The organism is Streptomyces sp. NPDC051822 (assembly GCF_044452745.1).
Classification (GTDB): Bacteria; Actinomycetota; Actinomycetes; order Streptomycetales; family Streptomycetaceae; genus Streptomyces.
On the sequence record NZ_JBITBZ010000001.1, the window covers coordinates 189,381 to 207,388 of the forward strand.

The following is an 18,008-nucleotide window of genomic DNA, read 5'->3' on the forward strand; positions in this document are numbered from 1 at the left end:
CAGCGCGCCTCGGCCGGACCGCGAGGTCGCGAGCCTCAGGCCTGGTCGCCCGTGCGGCGCGCGCGACGGTACAGGAGCGCGCCGCCGAGCAGCAGCGCCGCACTCGCGGAGGCGGCGTAGCCGAGGCTCTCCGAACCGGTGGCGGCCAGTGCGGTCCGGCTCGTCTCACCCTGCGGCGCGGGAGCCGGGGCGGGCGTCTCGCGCTCGGTCTCGGTCTGCGGGACCGGCACGTTCCGGACGGGGGTCTGCGGGCGCGGGGTCGGCTTCTCGATCGGCTGGGCGGGCTTCGCGGGGCCGTTGACCGCCGTGTTGCCGAAGACCGGGTTCAGGATGCCGACCACGTTGACCGAGTTGCCGCTGACGTTCACCGGCAGGTCGATCGGCAGCTGGAGGCCGTTCCCTGAGAGGACGCCGGGCGAACCCTCGGCGCGGCCCTCTGCGGTGGACCCGCCGCCGTTGGAGGAGCCGCCCCGCGTGCCGCCTCCGTGGGAGCCGCCGGCCTGCTCGCCGCCGCGCGGGGTACCGGGCTGGTCCTTGTGGGACCGGCCGCCGCCTTCGTCCGAGCCGTACCCCTCGGGCTCGGACTCGGCGGAGCGGTTGGCACAGCTGTTGCCGAAGGCCGGGTTGAGCAGGCCGACGACATTGACCGTGTTCCCGCAGGCGTTGACCGGCACGTGCACCGGGAGCTGAACCGTGTTGCCCGAGCCGACGCCCGGCGAACCCACCGCGGCGCCCTGCGCGCCGGAATCGGCGTGCGCGGCGCCCGCCGAGAGCGCGAGCGCTCCACCCGTGACCAACAGTGTGGCCAGACCACTTCGGCGAATCTGCCTCATGGCTTCCTGCCTTCCGGAAATGTGCGGGCAAGTGCCCGTACCGGAATCAACGCGACAAACGCACGTGCCGGATCCAGCCGTTGACGGGTTTCACTCCATCGAGTGGGGCTCCGTTCGAGTGTCGGTCAGCGCCCCAGGAGATCGGTAAGCGCTCCCACCGGGTCGGCGTCGGGGGCGCCACGCGGCCACCAGTCCTCGCGCCCCGCGTCCGACTCGTAGCCGTACCAGAGGCCGTCACGGCCGAGCCGGAGCTGCAGGGACTCGGTGGAGAGCCGGTTGCGCCAGGGCCGGAACGCGGGGAAGTCGGCGGCGATCAGCGCGGGTCTGGCCCGGTCGAACGGACCCGCCGGCGGGTCCCAGGGCTCTTCGAGTACGGCGAGACCGGCCGCACCGCCCTGCCGCCACGCGGCGACGGCCCTGGCGAGGTCCGTGGGGGTGCGGTCGAGCGCGTACGCCAGGTCCCGGTAGAGCGCGCGGGTCGAGGCCGTGAGACCGGAACCGGGGTGCGCCGCGGCGAGGCGGACGGCGTCCTGCCAGGGGGTGAGCGAGGCGACCGGGTCGTGTCCGGTGGTGAGGAACACATGGGCGCGGGCGGCGGCTTCGGCGGCGAGGAGGTCGAGCGCGAGCGGATCGGGGGCGTCCGGGTCGGGCGGGAACACCGCGGGGCGGCCGGGCCGGTCAGGCACCGGCAGCGGAGGGGGCAGTGGGGGCCCGGGCCGCTCCGTCGCGTCGAGCACGGCACGGGCGGGGACCGTCGGCATCAGGGGGGCGGCGGCGATCGTCTCGGCCGCGGACCGGGCCGCGTTGCGCCGGGTGAGCTCGGCGAGCAGCTCCTGCTCGCCCCGGCCGCGCATGAGGAAGAGGACGAACGGGTCCTCGTCGAGGAGCCGCGCGGCCTGGTAGCAGAGGGCGGCGGCGTGCTTGCAGGGGTAACCGTCGTCCGGGCACGAGCAGTCGGGGACGAGGTCACCGGGAGCCGGCAGCAGTCCGGTGACCGCCTCCAGGGCGTGCGGCACGTCCTTGTCGAGGAGGGCGGCGATGTGCTCGGGGCGTGCGGTGGCCTCGTCGAGGAACCGCTCCCAGCCGTCGTCGCCGAGGGTCCGCATCCTGATCTCGGTGCGGTACGGGCGGGCGCGGCTGCCGTGGACGTAGGCGACGACGCGGCCCGGGGTGACGGTGATCGCGTCCACGTGCCCGCGCCCGGCGTACGCCTTGCCGCGGGCGAGGCGCGCCGGGTCGAGCGCGGTGTCCTCCAGCGCCTCCACCCAGGCGTTGCCCCACCAGGTCGCGGCGAACCTGCCGTCGGGCGCCTCGCGGGGCGCGACCTGCGGGAAGCTGCGGCGGCGGTCGTCGTGGCGGGGAGCGGCTCCGCGCGCGCCCCTTGCCGTGTTCACGAGGGCCTCCTCAAGGACACCAGGTCGGCGAGCTCCCGGTCGGTCAGTTCGGTGAGGGCGGCCTCGCCCGAGCCGAGGACCGCGTCGGCGAGGGCCCGCTTGGCACGCAGCATCTCGGCGATCCGGTCCTCGACCGTGCCCTCGGCGACCAGCCGGTGGACCTGCACCGGCTGGGTCTGCCCGATGCGGTAGGCGCGGTCGGTGGCCTGCTCCTCCACGGCCGGGTTCCACCAGCGGTCGTAGTGCACGACGTGACCGGCCCTGGTGAGGTTGAGGCCGGTGCCCGCGGCCTTGAGGGAGAGCAGGAAGACGGGGATCTCACCGGCCTGGAAGCGGTCGACCATCCGCTCCCGCTCGGTCACCGGCGTTCCTCCGTGGAGGAGTTGGGTCTGGATGCCGCGCGCGGCCAGATGGTCGGCGAGGAGCCGCGCCATCGACACGTACTGGGTGAAGACGAGCACCGACCCGTCCTCGGCGAGGATCGTGTCGAGGAGTTCGTCGAGCAGGGCGAGCTTCCCGGAGCGGCCGGCGAGCCGCGCGGTGCCGCTGCCGCGCGGCGCCTGCTCCTTCAGGTACTGCGCGGGGTGGTTGCAGATCTGCTTGAGCGAGGTCAGCAGCTTCATGACGAGACCCCGGCGGGCCATGCCCCGCGCCTCCTCGATCTGCGTCATGGTCTCGCGGACCACCGCCTCGTAGAGCGAGGCCTGTTCGCGGGTGAGGGAGACGGGATGGTCGGACTCGGTCTTGGGCGGCAGTTCCGGGACGATGCCGGGGTCGGACTTGCGGCGGCGCAGCAGGAAGGGCCGCACGAGCCGGGCGAGCCGCTCGACGGCCTCCTCGTGCTCGATCTCCTCGTGGTTCTCCACGGCGCGGGCGTGCCGGGAGCGGAAGGCCTTGAGCGGGCCGAGGAGACCCGGGGTGGTCCAGTCGAGGAGGGCCCACAGCTCGGAGAGGTTGTTCTCCACGGGGGTACCGGTGAGGGCGACCCGTGCGGGCGCGGGGATCTCGCGCAGCGCCTTCGCGGTCGCGGAGAACGGGTTCTTGACGTGCTGGGCCTCGTCCGCGACGACCATCCCCCACTCCCGCCCGGCCAGTTGGGCGGCGCTCGTGCGCAGGGTGCCGTACGTGGTGAGGACGAAGCCGCCCTCGGCGCCGTCGAGGTCCCGTTCGGCCCCGTGGAAGCGCCGAACGGGCACGTCGGGGGCGAACCTCCCCACTTCCCGCTGCCAGTTGCCCAGCAGGGAGGCGGGGCAGACGACGAGGGTGGGGGCCCGGCGGGCGCGGCGCAGATGGAGGGCGATGAGGGTGACGGTCTTGCCGAGTCCCATGTCGTCGGCGAGGCAGCCGCCGAGACCGAGCGAGGTCATCAGGTCGAGCCAGGCGAGACCGCGCAGCTGGTAGTCACGGAGGGTGGCCGTGAGACCGGGCGGGGCCTGCACCTCCTCGGGTCCCGCGAGGAGCCGGTCGCGGAGCGCCGCCAGCGCCCCGACGGGGACGGCGGGCACGGTCTCACCGTCCACCTCCGCGGTGCCGGTGAGGGCGACGGCGAGGGCGTCGACCGGTTCGAGCAGGCCCAGCTCCCGCTTGCGCGCCTTGCGGACGAGGTCGGGGTCGACGACGACCCACTGGTCGCGCAGGCGCACGACGGGGCGGTGTGCCTCGGCGAGCAGGTCCATCTCGCGCTCGGTGAGCGGATCGCCGTCGAGGGCCAGCTGCCAGTTGAACCGGAGGAGTTCCTCGCTGTCGAAGAACGCGGTGCCGTCGGTCGCGGACCCGGGTGCGGTGTGCCCGGCCCGGACGACGGCGGAGGCGCTGAGCGAGCGGGCCAGCTCGCGGGGCCAGTGGACGGCGACGCCGGCGTCGGCGAGCCGGGCGGAGGCGGGGCCGAGCAGCTCGTACAGCTCGTCCTCGGTGACGGCGAGGACATCGGGCACGTCCCGCTCCAGGAGCCGGGCGAGCGGGGCCCAGACACGGGCGGCCCGGCGCAGCGCGAGGACGGCGTCGATCCGGGCGCGGGGCCCGAAGTGCTCGCCGTCCCCCGCCCACAGGGCCGCGGCGTCGATGACGAGGGTCGGGTCGGCGAGGCTGTGCACCTGGAGGAGCGCGGCGGCGGCATGGCGCTCACCGCGCCGCCTCTCGTCCGCCCCGCCGGCCCCGCCCGCCCCAGCGGTCTGGTCGGTCTCGTCGGCCGCGTCACCGGCGGCCGTGTCGAAGAGTTCGTACGCCGAGAGGTCCAGGCGGAGCGAGACACGGACGCCCGCGTCCATCCCGGCGGCCGCCTCCGCGGCCCAGGCCCGCGCGCGGGGCAGGTGCTGCGGCTCGCGGGAGGCGAAGGGCGCCCCGACGGCGTGCGCGGCGGCCGGGGTGCGGGGCAGCACGTCGGCGACCGCGTCGAGGAAGGCGCGCACGAGCGCCTCGGGGTCGGGCAGCCGCAGCGGGCCGGGCCCGGGGACGGGCACGGCGTGCGCCTCGTACGGCAGGGCGGCGGCGACGGCCCGCAGATGGGCGATGTCGTCGGCGTCCAGCGGCCCGGCCCGCCAGGCGTCCAGGTCGTCGGCGGTCAGCCCCGGAAGCATCCGGCCGCGGGCCGCCAGGTGCAGGGCGTGCAGGGCGGCGGCGCCCCAGCCGGCGGTCGCCGGGTGGGCGGCCGGATGGTGGCGGGCCGCGACGAGGTGGGGCAGCGCGGCGTCGACGGGCAGCGTGAGCGCGGGGACCGCGCGCCCCCGGGCGCCGCTGCCGTGCCGCCGGGCGACGGTCAGCTCGACGCGCTCCGCTCCGCTCCCCGCGGGATCGGGCAGCGCGGCGCCGTCCGGGGCCCAGAAGGCGACCCGGCCCTCGCGCGGCAGCGCGGCCGGCAGGAAGACGGCGGCGACGGCGATCCAGGGCTGTGTCACGGCTGCGCGCTCCTCCCACCGGGTGACGATTCTCGACCTGACCTCCGACCTTACGGGTGGGGTCTGACAACGGCCGCCAGGCGGGCTCCCCCGGGCGGCCCAGCAGCGGATGACACCGGGCGCGGAGGGCGGGAAGGTGGCCTGGAACTCCTCCGCCACGGAGCCCGCCCCCGACCACGAGCCCCGAGCCCGCCACCGCACCACCGCCGAATCCGTCTCAGCGTCCACCACAGAAGAGGATCCGCCATGTCCGTTCACCGGCGTCTCACGACCGCCACCGGGGCCGTGCTGCTCACCCTCACCGTCGCCGGATGCTCGGGTCTCGGCCGCACCGCCGTGGGCACCATCGAGTACGAGACCGGGCGTGAGCTGGGAGTGATGGTGACGAGCCCCTCGGTGAACGGCTGCCACCGCCTCGCCCCGAGCGGCGCGACGAAGGTCGAGAACAACACCCTGGTCGACATCGTGCTGTACCCGACGCGCGACTGTAAGGGCGGCAATTCCAAGTACATTCCCACCAGCAGCGGCGACCAGATCGTGCCGGGCGCCCTGCCCTGGCGCAGCTACAGCGTCATCCACTGAGGGCGCGCGCCCGGCCGCCTCCGGCGCGGGTTCCCTCGGCCCCGTCCCGGGGTCCATCCTGGAAGTGCCCCAGAGGCTCCGACGGGAGACGGTGACCGTCATGCGTACCGGGAACGAGCCGGCGACCGCGCGCAGCGCACTGCGCCTGCGGTTCTGGCTGAGTGTGTGGGGACTGCTCTGGGCCGCCTTCGGCACGACCGTGTTCTCGCTGGTGGGCCGCCCCGGCTGGGCCGCGGCCTGCGGGGTGCTCTTCCTGGTGGTGGTGTGCGACCTGGCGATGGTGCTGCGCCACCTCCACCAGGGGCCGCACTGGCAGCCGGGCCGGAACATCCCGCCGTACGAACCGGACCACGGGGGCACGGGTCGGCGCTGAGCGCCCCGCTCGCCGCTACTTCTCCGTGTCGAACCCCGCCGCCCGGAGGTACTCCGGCTTCGGGTCGAGCGCGGCGGCGAGGCGGAAGTGCCGGGTGGCCTGGGCCGTCTGCCCCGAGCGCTCGAAGGTGCGGGCCAGCGCGAAGTGCGCGAAGGCGTTGTCCGGCTCGCGCTCCAGGACCAGCTCGAACTCCAGCTGCGCGGGACGCAGCTGCGCGGCGGCGAAGAACGCACGGGCCCGCAGCAGACGCGCCGCCGTGTTCTCGGGGTGGGCGGCGATCACGGAGTCCAGCAGCTTCACCGCGCCCCGAGGATCCCGCGCGGCCAACAGGTGCTCGGCGGCGCGGAAGTCGATGACATGCGTTTCCGGGTTTCTGTCGGCCACCATGGCATCCTTCCCCTCGATCCGGTGGTTGAACACCGGACCCCACCCCGGCATTCCACCGACAGCCCTCCGCGGGCTCTGCGACGGGCCCTGCGGCCCGCCCTAGGCGGCGCCCGCGGCCCTGCGCTCCAGCTCGTCCCAGACCTTCCGCACCTGCGGTTCGAGGGCGTCGAGGGGTCCGTCGTTGTCGATCACGAGGTCGGCCACGGCCAGCCGCTGCTCGCGCGTGGCCTGGGCCGCCATCCGGGCCCGAGCCTCGGACTCGGCCATACCGCGCATCCGTACGAGCCGGTCGAGCCGGGTCTCCTGCGACGCGTCGACGACCACGACCAGGTCGTACAGCGGAGCGAGGCCGTTCTCGGTGAGCAGGGGTACGTCGTGGACGACGACGTCTCCCGTGCCCGCCCCGCTCTCCAGCTCCGCCGACCGCGCCCCCACCAGGGGGTGCACGATGGCGTTGAGCGTGGCGAGGCGTTCGGCGTCGGCGAACACGATGGAGCCGAGCTTCGGCCGGTCGAGCGCCCCGCCCTCGGTGAGGACGCCGTCCCCGAAGGCCGCGACGACGGCCGCGAGCCCCGGGGTGCCGGGCTCGACGACCTCGCGGGCGATCCGGTCCGCGTCGATCAGCACGGCCCCGTACGAAACCAGTAGCCGTGACACTTCGCTCTTGCCGGCGCCGATCCCGCCGGTCAGGCCCACCTTCAGCATGAGCGGCAGCTTAGGGGATGTCACGGGCGTGCTGCGGGCGGGTCAGGAGTCGCCCTCGCGCTCGGCGAGGAAGCGCTCGAACTCGCGGCCCAGCTCGTCCGCCGACGGCAGGTCGACCGGCTCGGCGACCAGGCTGCCACGGGTCTCGGCCCCGGCCACCGCGTCGTACTGGTGCTCAAGGCCCTGCACGAGTGCGACCAGCTCCTCGTCGCCCTCGCCGATCTGGCGGTCGATCTCGGTCTGGGTGCGCCGGGCCTCCGTCCGCAGGGCGTGGGCGACGGCGGGAAGGACGAGTCCGGTGGCGGCCGTGACGGCCTCGAGGACGCTCAGGGCGGCGTCCGGGTACGGGGACCGGGCGACGTAATGCGGCACGTGCGCGGCGACACCGAGGGTGTCGTGGCCGGACTCGGTGAGCCGGTACTCGAGGAGGGACTCGGCGCTGCCGGGAACCTGGGCCTCGTCGAACGGGCTGCGGTGGCCCGGCATGAGGTCGGTGCGGCTGCCGTGCGGCGTGAGACCCACGGGACGGGTGTGCGGCACGCCCATGGGGATGCCGTGGAAGTTGACGGAGAGGCGCACTCCGAGACGCTCGATGACCTGGCGTACGGCGGCGGCGAACCGCTCCCACTCCACGTCCGGCTCGGGGCCGGAGAGGACGAGGAAGGGCGCGCCGGTGGCGTCCTGGACGAGGTGGACCTCGATGGACGGCGTCTCGTACGCCGTCCAGCGGTCGCGCCGGAAGGTCAGCAGCGGTCTGCGGGCGCGGTAGTCCACGAGCCGGTCGTGGTCGAAGCGGGCGACCAGCTGGTGGGGCAGCGTGTCGAGCACGCGCTCGATGATCTGCTCACCGGTCTCACCCGCGTCGATGTAGCCGTCGAAGTGGTACAGCATGACCAGCCCGGCCGACTCCTGCGCCAGGGCGAGGTCGACGACGGCCAGGCCCTTGGCGTCCCATTCGTACAAATCCTGGGGATCAAGCACGATTACCGCTCCTCCTCGTGTTCTCTCTGGGAACGTCTCGTGCCGCACCGCCATTCCCGCGCCGCGCGATCTTCCGTGGCGGAGCGTGGCGAACTCCGGCCACTGGTCCAGACCTTGACATGCCCACGGCCTCTCCCTACCGTCTCGGGACAGCATCGCGTTCAGCATCTCGGCCATCGTGCACATACCGGAACACCCTCGCTCTCCACACCGCACGGAAGGGATCCCCATGCGCACCCGGACGCTGCTCCTCCCCCTCCTCCCGGCGCTCCTCGCCGTCCCCCTCGTCACCAGCCCCGCCTCGGCGGCGACCGTCGACGTCTCCACCGCCGCCCAGCTGAAGACGGCGCTCACCAACGCCCGCCCCGGCGACACGATCCGCCTCGCGGACGGCGTCTACACCGGGAACTTCAAGGCCACGACCCCGGGGACCTCCTCGGCCCGGATCACCCTGACCGGCTCCTCCCGCGCGGTCCTGACCGCCGGCGGCGGCTATGGACTGCACCTCAACGGCGCCTCGTACTGGACGGTCGCGGGCCTCACCGTGACCGGCGGCCAGAAGGGGATCATGGCGGACGCCGCGAACGGCGTGGTGATCGACGGGGTGACCGTGCACGACCTGGACATGGAGGGCGTGCACTTCCGCAACTCCAGCAGGGACGGCGTCATCAGGAACTCCCGGATCTACGACACGGGGAACGACGGCCGGGGCATGGGCGAGGGGATCTACGTCGGCTCCGCGAACACGCTCGGCGACCGGAGCGACAACGCGCAGATCCTCGGCAACGTCATCGGGCCGGACGTCGGCGGCGAGAGCGTCGACATCAAGGAGGGCACGACCGGGGCGCGGATCGTCGGCAACACCTTCGACGGGCGCGGACTGACCGGCGCCAACTACGACGACTCCTGGGTCGACGTGAAGGGCAACAACGTCCTCGTGGCGGAGAACACCGGCGTCAACACGACGAACAACGGCTTCGAGACCCACAGCCAGCAGAGCGGCTGGGGCTGCGGGACCGTCTTCCGCGACAACCACGCGGACCTGACGGGCGCGACCGGGCCACAGCGCCTCGCGATCAACGTGACCAACCGGAGCGGCTCCTGCCCGACCACGGCGTACGCCTCGAACACGGTGACGGGCGGGAACGGCCTGACGAACATCCCCGTCACGCCCTGAAAGAGCGGACAGCCGGGCCCGGAAAACGACCGAGGCCCGCTCCCCCGAAGGGGAGCGGGCCTCGATTCGCTAGCGGCTAGCGCTCAGCGGAGAGCCTGTTCAGCTCTGGCCGCCGGCCAGCTTCTCGCGCAGGGCGGCAAGCGCCTCGTCCGACGCCAGGGCGCCGGAGGTGTCGTCCGACTCCGAGGAGTACGAACCACCCGAGATACCCGCACCGGCGTTGCCACCGGCGGCCGGGGCGGCAGCGCCCTCGGCAGCAGCGGCCTCGTCGGCCTCGCGGGACTTGATGACCTGAGCCTGGTGCTGCTCGAAACGAGCCTGCGCCTCGGCGTACTGGGTCTCCCAGGCCTCGCGCTGGGTCTCGAAGCCCTCGAGCCAGTCGTTGGTCTCGGGGTCGAAGCCCTCGGGGTAGATGTAGTTGCCCTGGTCGTCGTAGGACGCGGCCATGCCGTACAGGGTCGGGTCGAACTCGACCGAGGCCGGGTCGGCACCGAAGGACTCGTTGGCCTGCTTCAGCGAGAGGCTGATGCGACGACGCTCGAGGTCGATGTCGATGACCTTGACGAAGATCTCGTCGTTGACCTGGACGACCTGCTCCGGGATCTCCACGTGGCGCTCGGCCAGCTCGGAGATGTGGACCAGACCCTCGATGCCCTCGTCCACGCGGACGAACGCACCGAACGGAACCAGCTTGGTGACCTTACCCGGGACGACCTGACCGATCTGGTGGGTCCGGGCGAACTGCTGCCACGGGTCCTCCTGCGTCGCCTTCAGCGACAGGGAGACACGCTCGCGGTCCATGTCCACGTCGAGAACCTCGACGGTGACCTCCTGGCCGACCTCGACAACCTCGGACGGGTGGTCGATGTGCTTCCAGGACAGCTCGGAGACGTGCACGAGGCCGTCGACGCCACCCAGGTCCACGAAGGCACCGAAGTTGACGATCGAGGAGACGACGCCGGAGCGGACCTGACCCTTCTGCAGGGTCGTGAGGAAGGTCTGGCGAACCTCGGACTGGGTCTGCTCGAGCCAGGCGCGGCGGGACAGGACCACGTTGTTGCGGTTCTTGTCCAGCTCGATGATCTTCGCCTCGAGCTCCTTGCCCACGTAGGGCTGGAGGTCGCGGACGCGACGCATCTCGACGAGAGAGGCCGGCAGGAAGCCACGGAGGCCGATGTCGAGGATGAGACCACCCTTGACGACCTCGATGACGGTACCGGTGACGATGCCGTCTTCTTCCTTGATCTTCTCGATCGTGCCCCAGGCACGCTCGTACTGAGCGCGCTTCTTGGACAGGATGAGGCGGCCTTCCTTGTCCTCCTTCTGGAGAACAAGGGCCTCGATCTCGTCGCCGACCTTGACGACCTCGTTCGGGTCGACGTCGTGCTTGATCGAGAGCTCGCGGCTCGGGATCACACCTTCGGTCTTGTAACCGATGTCGAGCAGGACCTCGTCCCGGTCGACCTTCACGATGACGCCGTCGACGATGTCGCCGTCGTTGAAGTACTTGATCGTCTCGTCGATCGCGGCGAGGAAGGCTTCCTCGTTACCGATGTCGTTGACCGCAACCTGCGGGGTGGTGCTGGTGGCGGTGGTCTCGGTGCTGCTCGTCATGTGGGAAAGGGCTCCGGTTACGGACAGAAAGTCGTAGGTACTGCTACGCCGAGAGCCCGTATCGCACCAAGAAGCCGGACAGCCAATGAAGCACCCTTCCCGGGAACGGGAAGGAGCCTCGAAAACCGAGGGGACATACAACAGGTACGAGCGCGGCCTGCTCCGTCTGAGGCGCGCAGGCCCGCAGCGCAACCTTTAGCATACGGGGGCGGCCGGACAGGGTCAATGCGCGAAGCGCGCACCCGGGGCAGAACCGCTCAACTCCGGCACTACTCGTGTCCTTACGCGTCCTCACGCGCCGCATCGGCAGGTCCGCCGGAGGGCGGCACTGAGCGCAAACTACATCGGCGGGCGAGATGAACCAAGAGTACGAACACGAAGTTGCTCCCCACTCGACGGAGGACGAGGCGGAGGCGACCCGGCGTGACGCGGGGGACGCGGAGAGCAGCCGGGCCAGCCGTGGCTGGTGGGACAGGAACGCCGACGAGTACCAGAACGACCACGGCTCCTTCCTCGGCGACGACCGGTTCGTGTGGGGGCCCGAGGGGCTCGACGAGGCCGAGGCGGGGCTCCTCGGGCCGGCCTCCTCGCTCAAGGGCCTGGACGTCCTGGAGATCGGGGCGGGCGCCGCGCAGTGCTCGCGGTGGCTGGCGGCGCAGGGGGCCCGGCCGGTGGCCCTCGACCTCTCGCACCGGCAGCTCCAGCACGCGCTGCGGATCGGCGGGGACGTCCCGCTGGTGGAGGCCGACGCAGGAGCGCTGCCCTTCCGGGACGGCTCCTTCGATCTGGCGTGCTCGGCGTACGGGGCGGTGCCGTTCGTCGCCGACCCGGTGCGGGTGTTCCGGGAGGTGCGGCGGGTGCTGCGGCCGGGCGGGCGGTGGGTCTTCTCGGTGACGCATCCGATCCGGTGGGCGTTCCCCGACGAGCCGGGCCCGGAGGGCCTGTCCATCGCGGCCTCCTATTTCGACCGCACCCCTTATGTGGAGCAGGACGAGCAGGGGCGGGCCGTCTACGTGGAGCACCACCGGACGATCGGCGACCGGGTGCGGGACGTGGTGGCCGGCGGGTTCCACCTGGTGGACCTCGTGGAGCCGGAGTGGCCCGAGTGGAACAGCCAGGAGTGGGGTGGCTGGTCCCCGCTGCGGGGGAACCTGATCCCGGGCACGGCGATCTTCGTCTGCGAACGCACGGCATAGCCGCGGTGCGGTTGTCGTACTGACAGGTGGGCCCTGTGGACAACGGGGCCCACCTTTTCGCGTCTCGTACGAGACTGACTGCGTGATCCGACACGACGCACTCGACCGTCTCCCCGTCCGCCATGCCGTCCCCGAGCTGCTGGCCGCGCTCGACCGGCGCGGTACGGCCGTGTTGTCCGCGCCTCCCGGCACCGGCAAGACGACGCTGGTGCCGCTGGCGCTCGCGGGTCTCATAGGGGACGGACCGCGGCGACGGGTCCTGGTGGCGGAGCCCCGCCGGATGGCGGTGCGGGCGGCTGCCCGGCGGATGGCGTGGCTGCTAGGCGAGGAGGTCGGCGGGACGGTCGGCTTCTCCGTGCGCGGTGAGCGGCGGACCGGCCCCGCGACCCGGGTCGAGGTGGTGACCACCGGCATCCTGCTCCAGCGGCTCCAGCGCGATCCGGAGCTGGCCGGTGTGGACGTGGTGCTGCTCGACGAGTGCCATGAGCGGCATCTGGACGCGGACACGGCGATGGCCTTCCTCGTGGACGTACGGGCCACCCTGCGCCCGGAGCTGAAGCTGATCGCCGCGTCGGCGACGAGCGACGCCGCGGCATGGGCGGATCTCCTCACGGTCCTGGACGGCGGCGGGCCCGCTCCGGTGGTGTGGAGCAAGGGTGAGGGGCACGGCTGCCGGGTCTTCTTCGCGGCGCCCCCCGCGGGGGTCCGGCCGGCCCACGGCACCTGGGTGGACCCGGCGCTGCTGCGGCACGTGGCCGCGACGGTGCGGCTCGCGATGGAGCGGCACGAGGGAGACGTCCTCTGCTTCCTGCCGGGCACGGGGGAGATCGCCCGGACGGCCGGGATGCTGGCCGGCGTGGACGCGGAGGTGCTCCAGCTGCACGGGCGGGCCCCGGCGGCCGTGCAGGACGCGGTGCTGCGCGGCACGGAACCCGGTGGGCGGCGCCGTGTGGTGCTCGCGACCTCGGTGGCGGAGTCCAGTCTGACGGTGCCGGGAGTGCGGATCGTGGTGGACTCGGGGCTCGCCCGCGAGCCGCGTACGGACCACGCCCGGGGTCTTGGCTCGCTGGCGACGGTGACGGTGTCCGAGGCGACGGCGACGCAGCGGCTCGGCCGGGCCGGCCGCGAGGCCTTCGGCTTCGTGTACCGCTGCTGGGCGGAGGCGAGCGACGGGGGCAGGCCGCGCTTCCCGTCACCGGAGATCAAGGTCGCCGACCTGGCGGACTTCGCCCTGAGGGCCGCCTGCTGGGGCGATCCGACGGCGGAGGGGCTCGCGCTGCTCGACGCGCCGCCGGCCGGGGCGATGGCGGCGGCCCGGTCGGTGCTCGGGTCGATCGGGGCCGTGGACCCGGCAGGCCGGGCGACGGAGCGGGGGGTACGGATGTCCCGGCTCGGGCTGCACCCCCGGCTCGGCCGTGCCCTGCTGGACGGCGCGCCGGAGGTAGGGGCACGGCGGGCGGCCGAGGTGGTGGCGCTGCTCAGCGAGGAGCCGCCGCGTGACTACGGGGACGATCTGGCGGCGGCCTGGCGGGCGGCACGCCGGGGCTCCGACGGGTACGGCGCCCGGTGGAAGGCGGAGGCCCGCCGTCTGGAGCGGTCGGCGGCCGAATCGGTCGGCGGCGGAGGCGGCACGGCAGGGGGCGGCTCGCCGGTGGGTGAGGACGCGGTGGCCGGCCTGGTGACGGCGCTGGCCTTTCCCGAGCGGGTGGCCAGGGCCCGGGGGCAGGGCGGCTATCTGATGGTGTCGGGAAGCGGGGCCAGGCTCGCGGAGGGCTCGGCGCTGCGGGCGACTCCGTGGCTGGCCGTGGCGGTGGCGGACCGTACGGCTCGGGACGCCACGGCACGGGTGCGGCTGGCCGCCGTGGTGGACGAGGACATGGCGCGGCGGGCGGCCGGTCATCTGCGGTCCACCGGCGAGGAGGTCCGCTGGGAGGACGGCGACGTGGTCGCGCGTTCGGTGGACCGGCTGGGCGCGGTCGAGCTGACGGTCCGGCCGCTCGGGTCCGGTGCCGAGCCCGCGCTCGTACGGGAGGCGCTGCTCGACGGCCTGCGGCGGGAGGGGCTCGGTCTGCTGCGGTGGAGCCGGGAGGCCGGGGAGCTGCGGGAGCGGCTCGCGTTCCTGCACCGGGAGCTGGGGGAGCCGTGGCCGGACATGGCGGACGCGTCGCTGGTCGACCGGGCCGGGGAGTGGCTGGAGCCCGAGCTGTCCCGGGCCGCGCGGCGGGCGGATCTGGGGAGGATCGACGCCGGTGAGGCGCTGCGGCGGCTGCTGCCGTGGGCCTCGGGCGAGGCGGGCCGGCTGGGAGAGCTGGCGCCGGAGCGGATCGAGGTGCCGAGCGGTTCGCGGATCCGGGTGGAGTACGGGGGTGAGCGGCCGGTGCTCTCGGTGAAGCTCCAGGAGATGTTCGGGCTCGCCGAGACACCTCGGGTGGCGGGTGTCCCGGTGCTCGTCCACCTCCTCTCGCCCGCCGGGCGGCCGGCGGCGGTGACTGCCGACCTGGCGTCCTTCTGGCGGGACGGTTACCGGGCGGTGCGGTCCGAGCTGAGGGGGCGCTATCCGAAGCACCCGTGGCCGGAGGATCCGTCGACGGCGGAGCCCACGCGGCACACGAGCGCGCGGCTCAGACGGGAGGGGTGACCGGGGCGGCGTCGGGTTCCGGTGCCGGGCGGCGGGAACGGGCCTCCAGCCAGAGGGCGAGGGCGAGGAGGAGGACCGCGAGGAAGGTGAGGCTCCAGGGGAGGTAGGAGACGAGCATGAGAACCGTGAGGCGGTTGGAGGAGACCATCTCGCCGACGCTTCGGACGTAGTCCTCGCGCATCTTCACGTGTCCCTCGAAGACGGTGACGGTGTCCCGGCCCATCAGCGCCTTGGCGTTGCGGAGCTCCTCCTTGTGGATCTCCTCGCCGTTGACGGGGGCGCCGGTGACCGGCTCGATCCAGAACATCCGCTTGGTCGTGTACCAGCGGCTGAGGCCGGATTCGGCGATGACCTGCGGGGGGATCTTGACCGGCATGGTCTTGGGCATGGGGACCCGGGTCCAGGGGACGGTCTGCTCGAAGTAGTAGACCTCCATGCCCCGGAAGGTGCGGGTGCCCTTGTAGTGGATGGGGGCGGAGGTGCGGGTCTGGGCGTCGAAGTACTGGTAGTCCCGCTTCTCGGTGAGGAAGGGCCACTTGAACTCGATGCCCTCGCGCCGGACCGGGTCGCCGTCGACGGACTCGCCGGTGGCGTGGACCGGGTCCTGGGTGTGGGCGTCGAAGATGTACCGCTCGGGGACCTTGGAGACCATCTTGCCGTCGGGGCCCGTGATGTAGGCGAGGGCGTCCCAGACGACGACGTCGCGTCCGGCGTCGCGTTCGATGCGCCGCGACTCCTCCACGTTGCCCTTGAGGGTCTGGATGATCGTGATCTTGTCGACCTTCTCCGCCTGGAGCGTGGAGTAGTTGAGGAGGGTGGCGGGCTTCGCCTCAAGGACGGTCTCCTGGTACTGGTTCGGCGGGATCCTCGCCAGCCGGGGGAAGGCGTACCAGCGCAGGGTCGGGGCCATCGCCGCGCAGAAGACGGCGAGGGCGAGGAGGACGAGGCCGGCTCGGCGGCGCACGGTCGCCGCCCCTACTTCTTGGGGCCGGGATCGGCGGTCAGCAGGGGCTTGGGCGAGGTGGGGCCGTCGGGCGGCAGATCGACCACGGAGACGAGGAGGACGAAGAGGAGGACTGGGGCGAGTCCGATGGCGGCGGCGACGAGGGCGCGCATGGTCGGCCTCCCGGAAGGCGATCTGATGGGTCGTCAGGGCGGGGAGCACCGTAGCAACGCGACCGCGAGATGAGAACACGTCGCACCACGCGGGCCACCACGACACCGTGACCGCGACCCCGCGCCTCCCGCCTTCGCTCCGGGAACGCGAAGCGCCGCCTCACCGTCCGGTGGGGACGGGAGGCGGCGCGGAGGGAGACGCGGCGCGGAGGCGCGGCCGGGTCAGGCCGAGGGCGAGGGGGAGGCCTCGGGCGACTCGGTGCCGGACGACGTCGGTTCCGGGCTCGGCTCCGGGGTCGGGGTCGGCGTCGGCGTCGGCGTCGAGGTGGGAGCGGTGACCGTCAGCTTGACGTCCGTGCTGCCGCCACCCGGCGCGGTCAGGCGGATCACGTACTCGCCGGCCTTGTCGCCCGCGAAGAGCTCGGGGAGCGTGATCAGGCCGTCCGCGTCGGTCTTGAGGGAGACCGTCCGGAACGTGTCGCCCGTCACCGCGTCCTTGAAGTACGGGCTGTCGGCGCTCGCTTCGCCCGTCGCCGAGGCGACGATCACGGCGGTGACGAGTACACCGGGGGCGAGCACGCCCTTGTCGGTGGCCTTCAGCTGCACCTTCGGGGTGAAGGCGGTGCCGGTGGTCGCCGACAGGGTGTCATCGGCGGTACGGACGAGGGTGTCCGCCCGGCGCTCGGTGACGGTCGCGGCGAACACGGTGGCGTTCATGGTGCGGCCCGAGACGGTGGCGTTGACCGTGAACGAGCCGACCTTCTCGCCCGCCCGCAGTGCGGGGGCGTGGGCGATGCCGCTCGAACCGGTGGTCACGGTGACGGTCGTCGCGCCGCCGGAGAAGCGGGTGTCGGTGGCGCCGGTGACCTCGAAGCGGATGCTCACACCGGGGACCGGCGTACCCGAGGCGTCGAGGGCGGCGACCGCCGCGGACTTGGCGAAGGTGCTCTCGGTGACCGCGGTGAGCTGTCCCGTCGCGACGGGCGCGAGCCGCGCGACCCTGACGGCCGGCGGCACGGTCGGGGGCTTCGTCGGCGGGGTGACCGGCGGCGTGGTCGGGGTGGGGGGCGTCGGCGTCGGCGTCGGCGTGCCGCCCTCGGTGGGCCCGCCCGGCTGGGTCGGCCTCGGGGCGCCCGGCGTGGACGGCTGGGGAGCGGGCGACGTCGGGGAGGGCGAGAGCGGGCTGGTGGGACGGTTGCCCCGCGGGCCGTCGCTGCGGTCGACCGGCAGCACCCCGGTGCCGTCCGGGATCTGGTGGGTGCCGCGCTGGTAGTACTCGAACCACGACAGGACCGTGTTGAGGTACTCCCGCGAGCGGTTGTAGCTGAGGATCGCCCGGTCGAGGTCGGCCTTGAGGGCGAGGTTGCGGTCGTTCGCGCAGAGGTAGAGACCCGCGGCCTGCGCGGCGTCGTAGATGTTGTTGGGGTCCTTCTTCCCGTCGCTGTTCGCGTCCTGGCCCCAGGTCGCCCAGGTGGACGGGATGAACTGCATCGGGCCCACGGCGCGGTCGTGGGTGGCGTCGTTGTCGTAGGCGCCGTCGTCGGTGTCGGAGATGTTGGCGAATCCGACGCCGTTGAGGACGGGGCCGAGGATCGGCGAGAAGGTCGTGCCGTTGGCGTCGACCCGGCCGCCGCGGGCCTGTCCCGACTCGACCTTGCCGATGCCGGCGAGCAGCTGCCAGGGCAGGTTGCAGGCGGGGTCGGTCGAGCGGATCGACTGCTCGGCGCGCTTGTAGGCGGAGAGCACGGACGCGGGTATGCCGGCCTCGGCGGGCCCGGTGATCACCGGCAGGTTGATGCTCGCGCCGGGCTTGTTCGGCGTGGTCAGCGGCGGCAGCTCGGTGTAGTACGGGGAATCGCCCGTCGCCGAGTGGTCGCCGGACGGCGACGCCGTGTCCCCGGCGCCGATCGCACGGTCCCCGCCGGTGTTGTCGGCGGTCGGCGGTATCGCTTCGGGTGCCTGCGAGGCGGCGAGCGCGGCGACCGCCGCGGCCACCACCGCACCGCTGGTGGCTCCCCTGCGCAGCCTGCGGCCCAAGTGCGCTGACATCTCCGTGGTCCCTTCCCCCTCGACGGCGGTCCCGCGCTCCCCGCGTGAGACCTCCGGCGACCCTATGCC

General features: G+C 73.1%; 15 protein-coding genes. 5 read left to right on the plus strand and 10 right to left on the minus strand.

The window, feature by feature from the left end; translation table 11 throughout:
- Positions 1 to 35 precede the first annotated feature (35 nt).
- The 3 genes from ACIA8N_RS00885 to ACIA8N_RS00895 all read right to left on the minus strand — a co-directional run bounded on the left by ACIA8N_RS00885 (position 36) and on the right by ACIA8N_RS00895 (position 5,121).
- Positions 36 to 833 carry a chaplin family protein gene (locus ACIA8N_RS00885; RefSeq protein ID WP_365785385.1) on the minus strand — a complete coding sequence of 266 codons (798 nt, stop codon included), beginning with the start codon at positions 831 to 833 and terminating at the stop codon, positions 36 to 38.
- A gap of 125 nt (positions 834 to 958) precedes the next feature.
- Entirely contained in the window at positions 959 to 2,227 is a 1,269-nt protein-coding gene (locus ACIA8N_RS00890; RefSeq protein ID WP_365785383.1) for an SWIM zinc finger family protein, read from the minus strand.
- Positions 2,224 to 5,121 carry a DEAD/DEAH box helicase gene (locus ACIA8N_RS00895; RefSeq protein ID WP_365785381.1) on the minus strand — a complete coding sequence of 966 codons (2,898 nt, stop codon included), beginning with the start codon at positions 5,119 to 5,121 and terminating at the stop codon, positions 2,224 to 2,226. The genes ACIA8N_RS00890 and ACIA8N_RS00895 overlap by 4 nt, the downstream gene beginning before the upstream one ends.
- A 246-nt stretch (positions 5,122 to 5,367) precedes the next feature.
- Here ACIA8N_RS00895 and ACIA8N_RS00900 point away from each other — a divergent pair, with 246 nt between their 5' ends.
- Both ACIA8N_RS00900 and ACIA8N_RS00905 read left to right on the plus strand, forming a co-directional pair.
- Complete coding sequence (locus tag ACIA8N_RS00900) at positions 5,368 to 5,703, plus strand: hypothetical protein (protein WP_365785379.1); 336 nt, start codon at positions 5,368 to 5,370, stop codon at positions 5,701 to 5,703.
- A 100-nt stretch (positions 5,704 to 5,803) separates the two neighbouring features.
- Positions 5,804 to 6,076, plus strand: a complete 273-nt coding sequence (locus ACIA8N_RS00905; protein WP_030206108.1) for a DUF6343 family protein — start codon at positions 5,804 to 5,806, stop codon at positions 6,074 to 6,076.
- 15 nt (positions 6,077 to 6,091) lie between these two features.
- On the opposite strand, the gene ACIA8N_RS00910 is transcribed toward ACIA8N_RS00905, so the two are convergent.
- The 3 genes from ACIA8N_RS00910 to ACIA8N_RS00920 all read right to left on the minus strand — a co-directional run bounded on the left by ACIA8N_RS00910 (position 6,092) and on the right by ACIA8N_RS00920 (position 8,149).
- A complete protein-coding gene (locus ACIA8N_RS00910) occupies positions 6,092 to 6,460 on the minus strand; it encodes a tetratricopeptide repeat protein (protein WP_365785421.1) in 369 nt (122 codons plus the stop codon).
- Positions 6,461 to 6,562: 102 nt separating this feature from the next.
- On the minus strand, positions 6,563 to 7,168 hold the full coding sequence (coaE, locus tag ACIA8N_RS00915) for a dephospho-CoA kinase (protein ID WP_365785377.1): 606 nt from the start codon (positions 7,166 to 7,168) through the stop codon (positions 6,563 to 6,565).
- A 42-nt stretch (positions 7,169 to 7,210) separates the two neighbouring features.
- Positions 7,211 to 8,149 (minus strand): PAC2 family protein, encoded by a 939-nt coding sequence (locus ACIA8N_RS00920; RefSeq protein ID WP_365785375.1) that lies wholly within the window; start codon positions 8,147 to 8,149, stop codon positions 7,211 to 7,213.
- A 229-nt stretch (positions 8,150 to 8,378) separates the two neighbouring features.
- On the opposite strand from ACIA8N_RS00920, the gene ACIA8N_RS00925 reads away from it, so the two are divergent.
- Complete coding sequence (locus ACIA8N_RS00925; protein WP_365785373.1) at positions 8,379 to 9,326, plus strand: right-handed parallel beta-helix repeat-containing protein; 948 nt, start codon at positions 8,379 to 8,381, stop codon at positions 9,324 to 9,326.
- A 99-nt stretch (positions 9,327 to 9,425) separates the two neighbouring features.
- Here the strand turns inward: ACIA8N_RS00925 and rpsA are convergent, their stop codons facing one another.
- Positions 9,426 to 10,940, minus strand: coding sequence for a 30S ribosomal protein S1 (rpsA, locus tag ACIA8N_RS00930; RefSeq protein WP_030547172.1), 1,515 nt, complete (start codon positions 10,938 to 10,940; stop codon positions 9,426 to 9,428).
- Between the two features lie 356 nt (positions 10,941 to 11,296).
- Between rpsA and ACIA8N_RS00935 the strand changes: the two genes are divergently transcribed.
- Together ACIA8N_RS00935 and hrpB are read left to right on the plus strand one after the other, a co-directional pair.
- Complete coding sequence (locus tag ACIA8N_RS00935) at positions 11,297 to 12,136, plus strand: methyltransferase domain-containing protein (protein ID WP_359209636.1); 840 nt, start codon at positions 11,297 to 11,299, stop codon at positions 12,134 to 12,136.
- Between the two features lie 82 nt (positions 12,137 to 12,218).
- On the plus strand, positions 12,219 to 14,774 hold the full coding sequence (gene hrpB / locus ACIA8N_RS00940; protein WP_365785370.1) for an ATP-dependent helicase HrpB: 2,556 nt from the start codon (positions 12,219 to 12,221) through the stop codon (positions 14,772 to 14,774).
- Here the strand turns inward: hrpB and ACIA8N_RS00945 are convergent.
- The 3 genes from ACIA8N_RS00945 to ACIA8N_RS00955 all read right to left on the minus strand — a co-directional run bounded on the left by ACIA8N_RS00945 (position 14,758) and on the right by ACIA8N_RS00955 (position 17,939).
- Complete coding sequence (locus tag ACIA8N_RS00945) at positions 14,758 to 15,738, minus strand: DUF3068 domain-containing protein (protein WP_365785368.1); 981 nt, start codon at positions 15,736 to 15,738, stop codon at positions 14,758 to 14,760. The genes hrpB and ACIA8N_RS00945 overlap by 17 nt on opposite strands.
- A gap of 11 nt (positions 15,739 to 15,749) precedes the next feature.
- Positions 15,750 to 15,890 carry an SPW_0924 family protein gene (locus ACIA8N_RS00950; RefSeq protein WP_106975990.1) on the minus strand — a complete coding sequence of 47 codons (141 nt, stop codon included), beginning with the start codon at positions 15,888 to 15,890 and terminating at the stop codon, positions 15,750 to 15,752.
- A gap of 222 nt (positions 15,891 to 16,112) precedes the next feature.
- Positions 16,113 to 17,939, minus strand: coding sequence for a lytic transglycosylase domain-containing protein (locus tag ACIA8N_RS00955; RefSeq protein WP_365785366.1), 1,827 nt, complete (start codon positions 17,937 to 17,939; stop codon positions 16,113 to 16,115).
- Positions 17,940 to 18,008 lie beyond the last annotated feature (69 nt).

What these genes read in the sequence shown, in the direction of transcription:
- rpsA (WP_030547172.1), bottom strand. Translation starts at nt 10,940, where the DNA reads ATGACGAGCAGCACCGAGACCACCGCCACCAGCACCACCCCGCAGGTT.
- coaE (WP_365785377.1), bottom strand. Translation starts at nt 7,168, where the DNA reads ATGCTGAAGGTGGGCCTGACCGGCGGGATCGGCGCCGGCAAGAGCGAA.
- ACIA8N_RS00905 (WP_030206108.1), top strand. Translation starts at nt 5,804, where the DNA reads ATGCGTACCGGGAACGAGCCGGCGACCGCGCGCAGCGCACTGCGCCTG.
- ACIA8N_RS00935 (WP_359209636.1), top strand. Translation starts at nt 11,297, where the DNA reads ATGAACCAAGAGTACGAACACGAAGTTGCTCCCCACTCGACGGAGGAC.
- ACIA8N_RS00885 (WP_365785385.1), bottom strand. Translation starts at nt 833, where the DNA reads ATGAGGCAGATTCGCCGAAGTGGTCTGGCCACACTGTTGGTCACGGGT.
- ACIA8N_RS00900 (WP_365785379.1), top strand. Translation starts at nt 5,368, where the DNA reads ATGTCCGTTCACCGGCGTCTCACGACCGCCACCGGGGCCGTGCTGCTC.
- ACIA8N_RS00925 (WP_365785373.1), top strand. Translation starts at nt 8,379, where the DNA reads ATGCGCACCCGGACGCTGCTCCTCCCCCTCCTCCCGGCGCTCCTCGCC.
- ACIA8N_RS00955 (WP_365785366.1), bottom strand. Translation starts at nt 17,939, where the DNA reads ATGTCAGCGCACTTGGGCCGCAGGCTGCGCAGGGGAGCCACCAGCGGT.
- ACIA8N_RS00950 (WP_106975990.1), bottom strand. Translation starts at nt 15,890, where the DNA reads ATGCGCGCCCTCGTCGCCGCCGCCATCGGACTCGCCCCAGTCCTCCTC.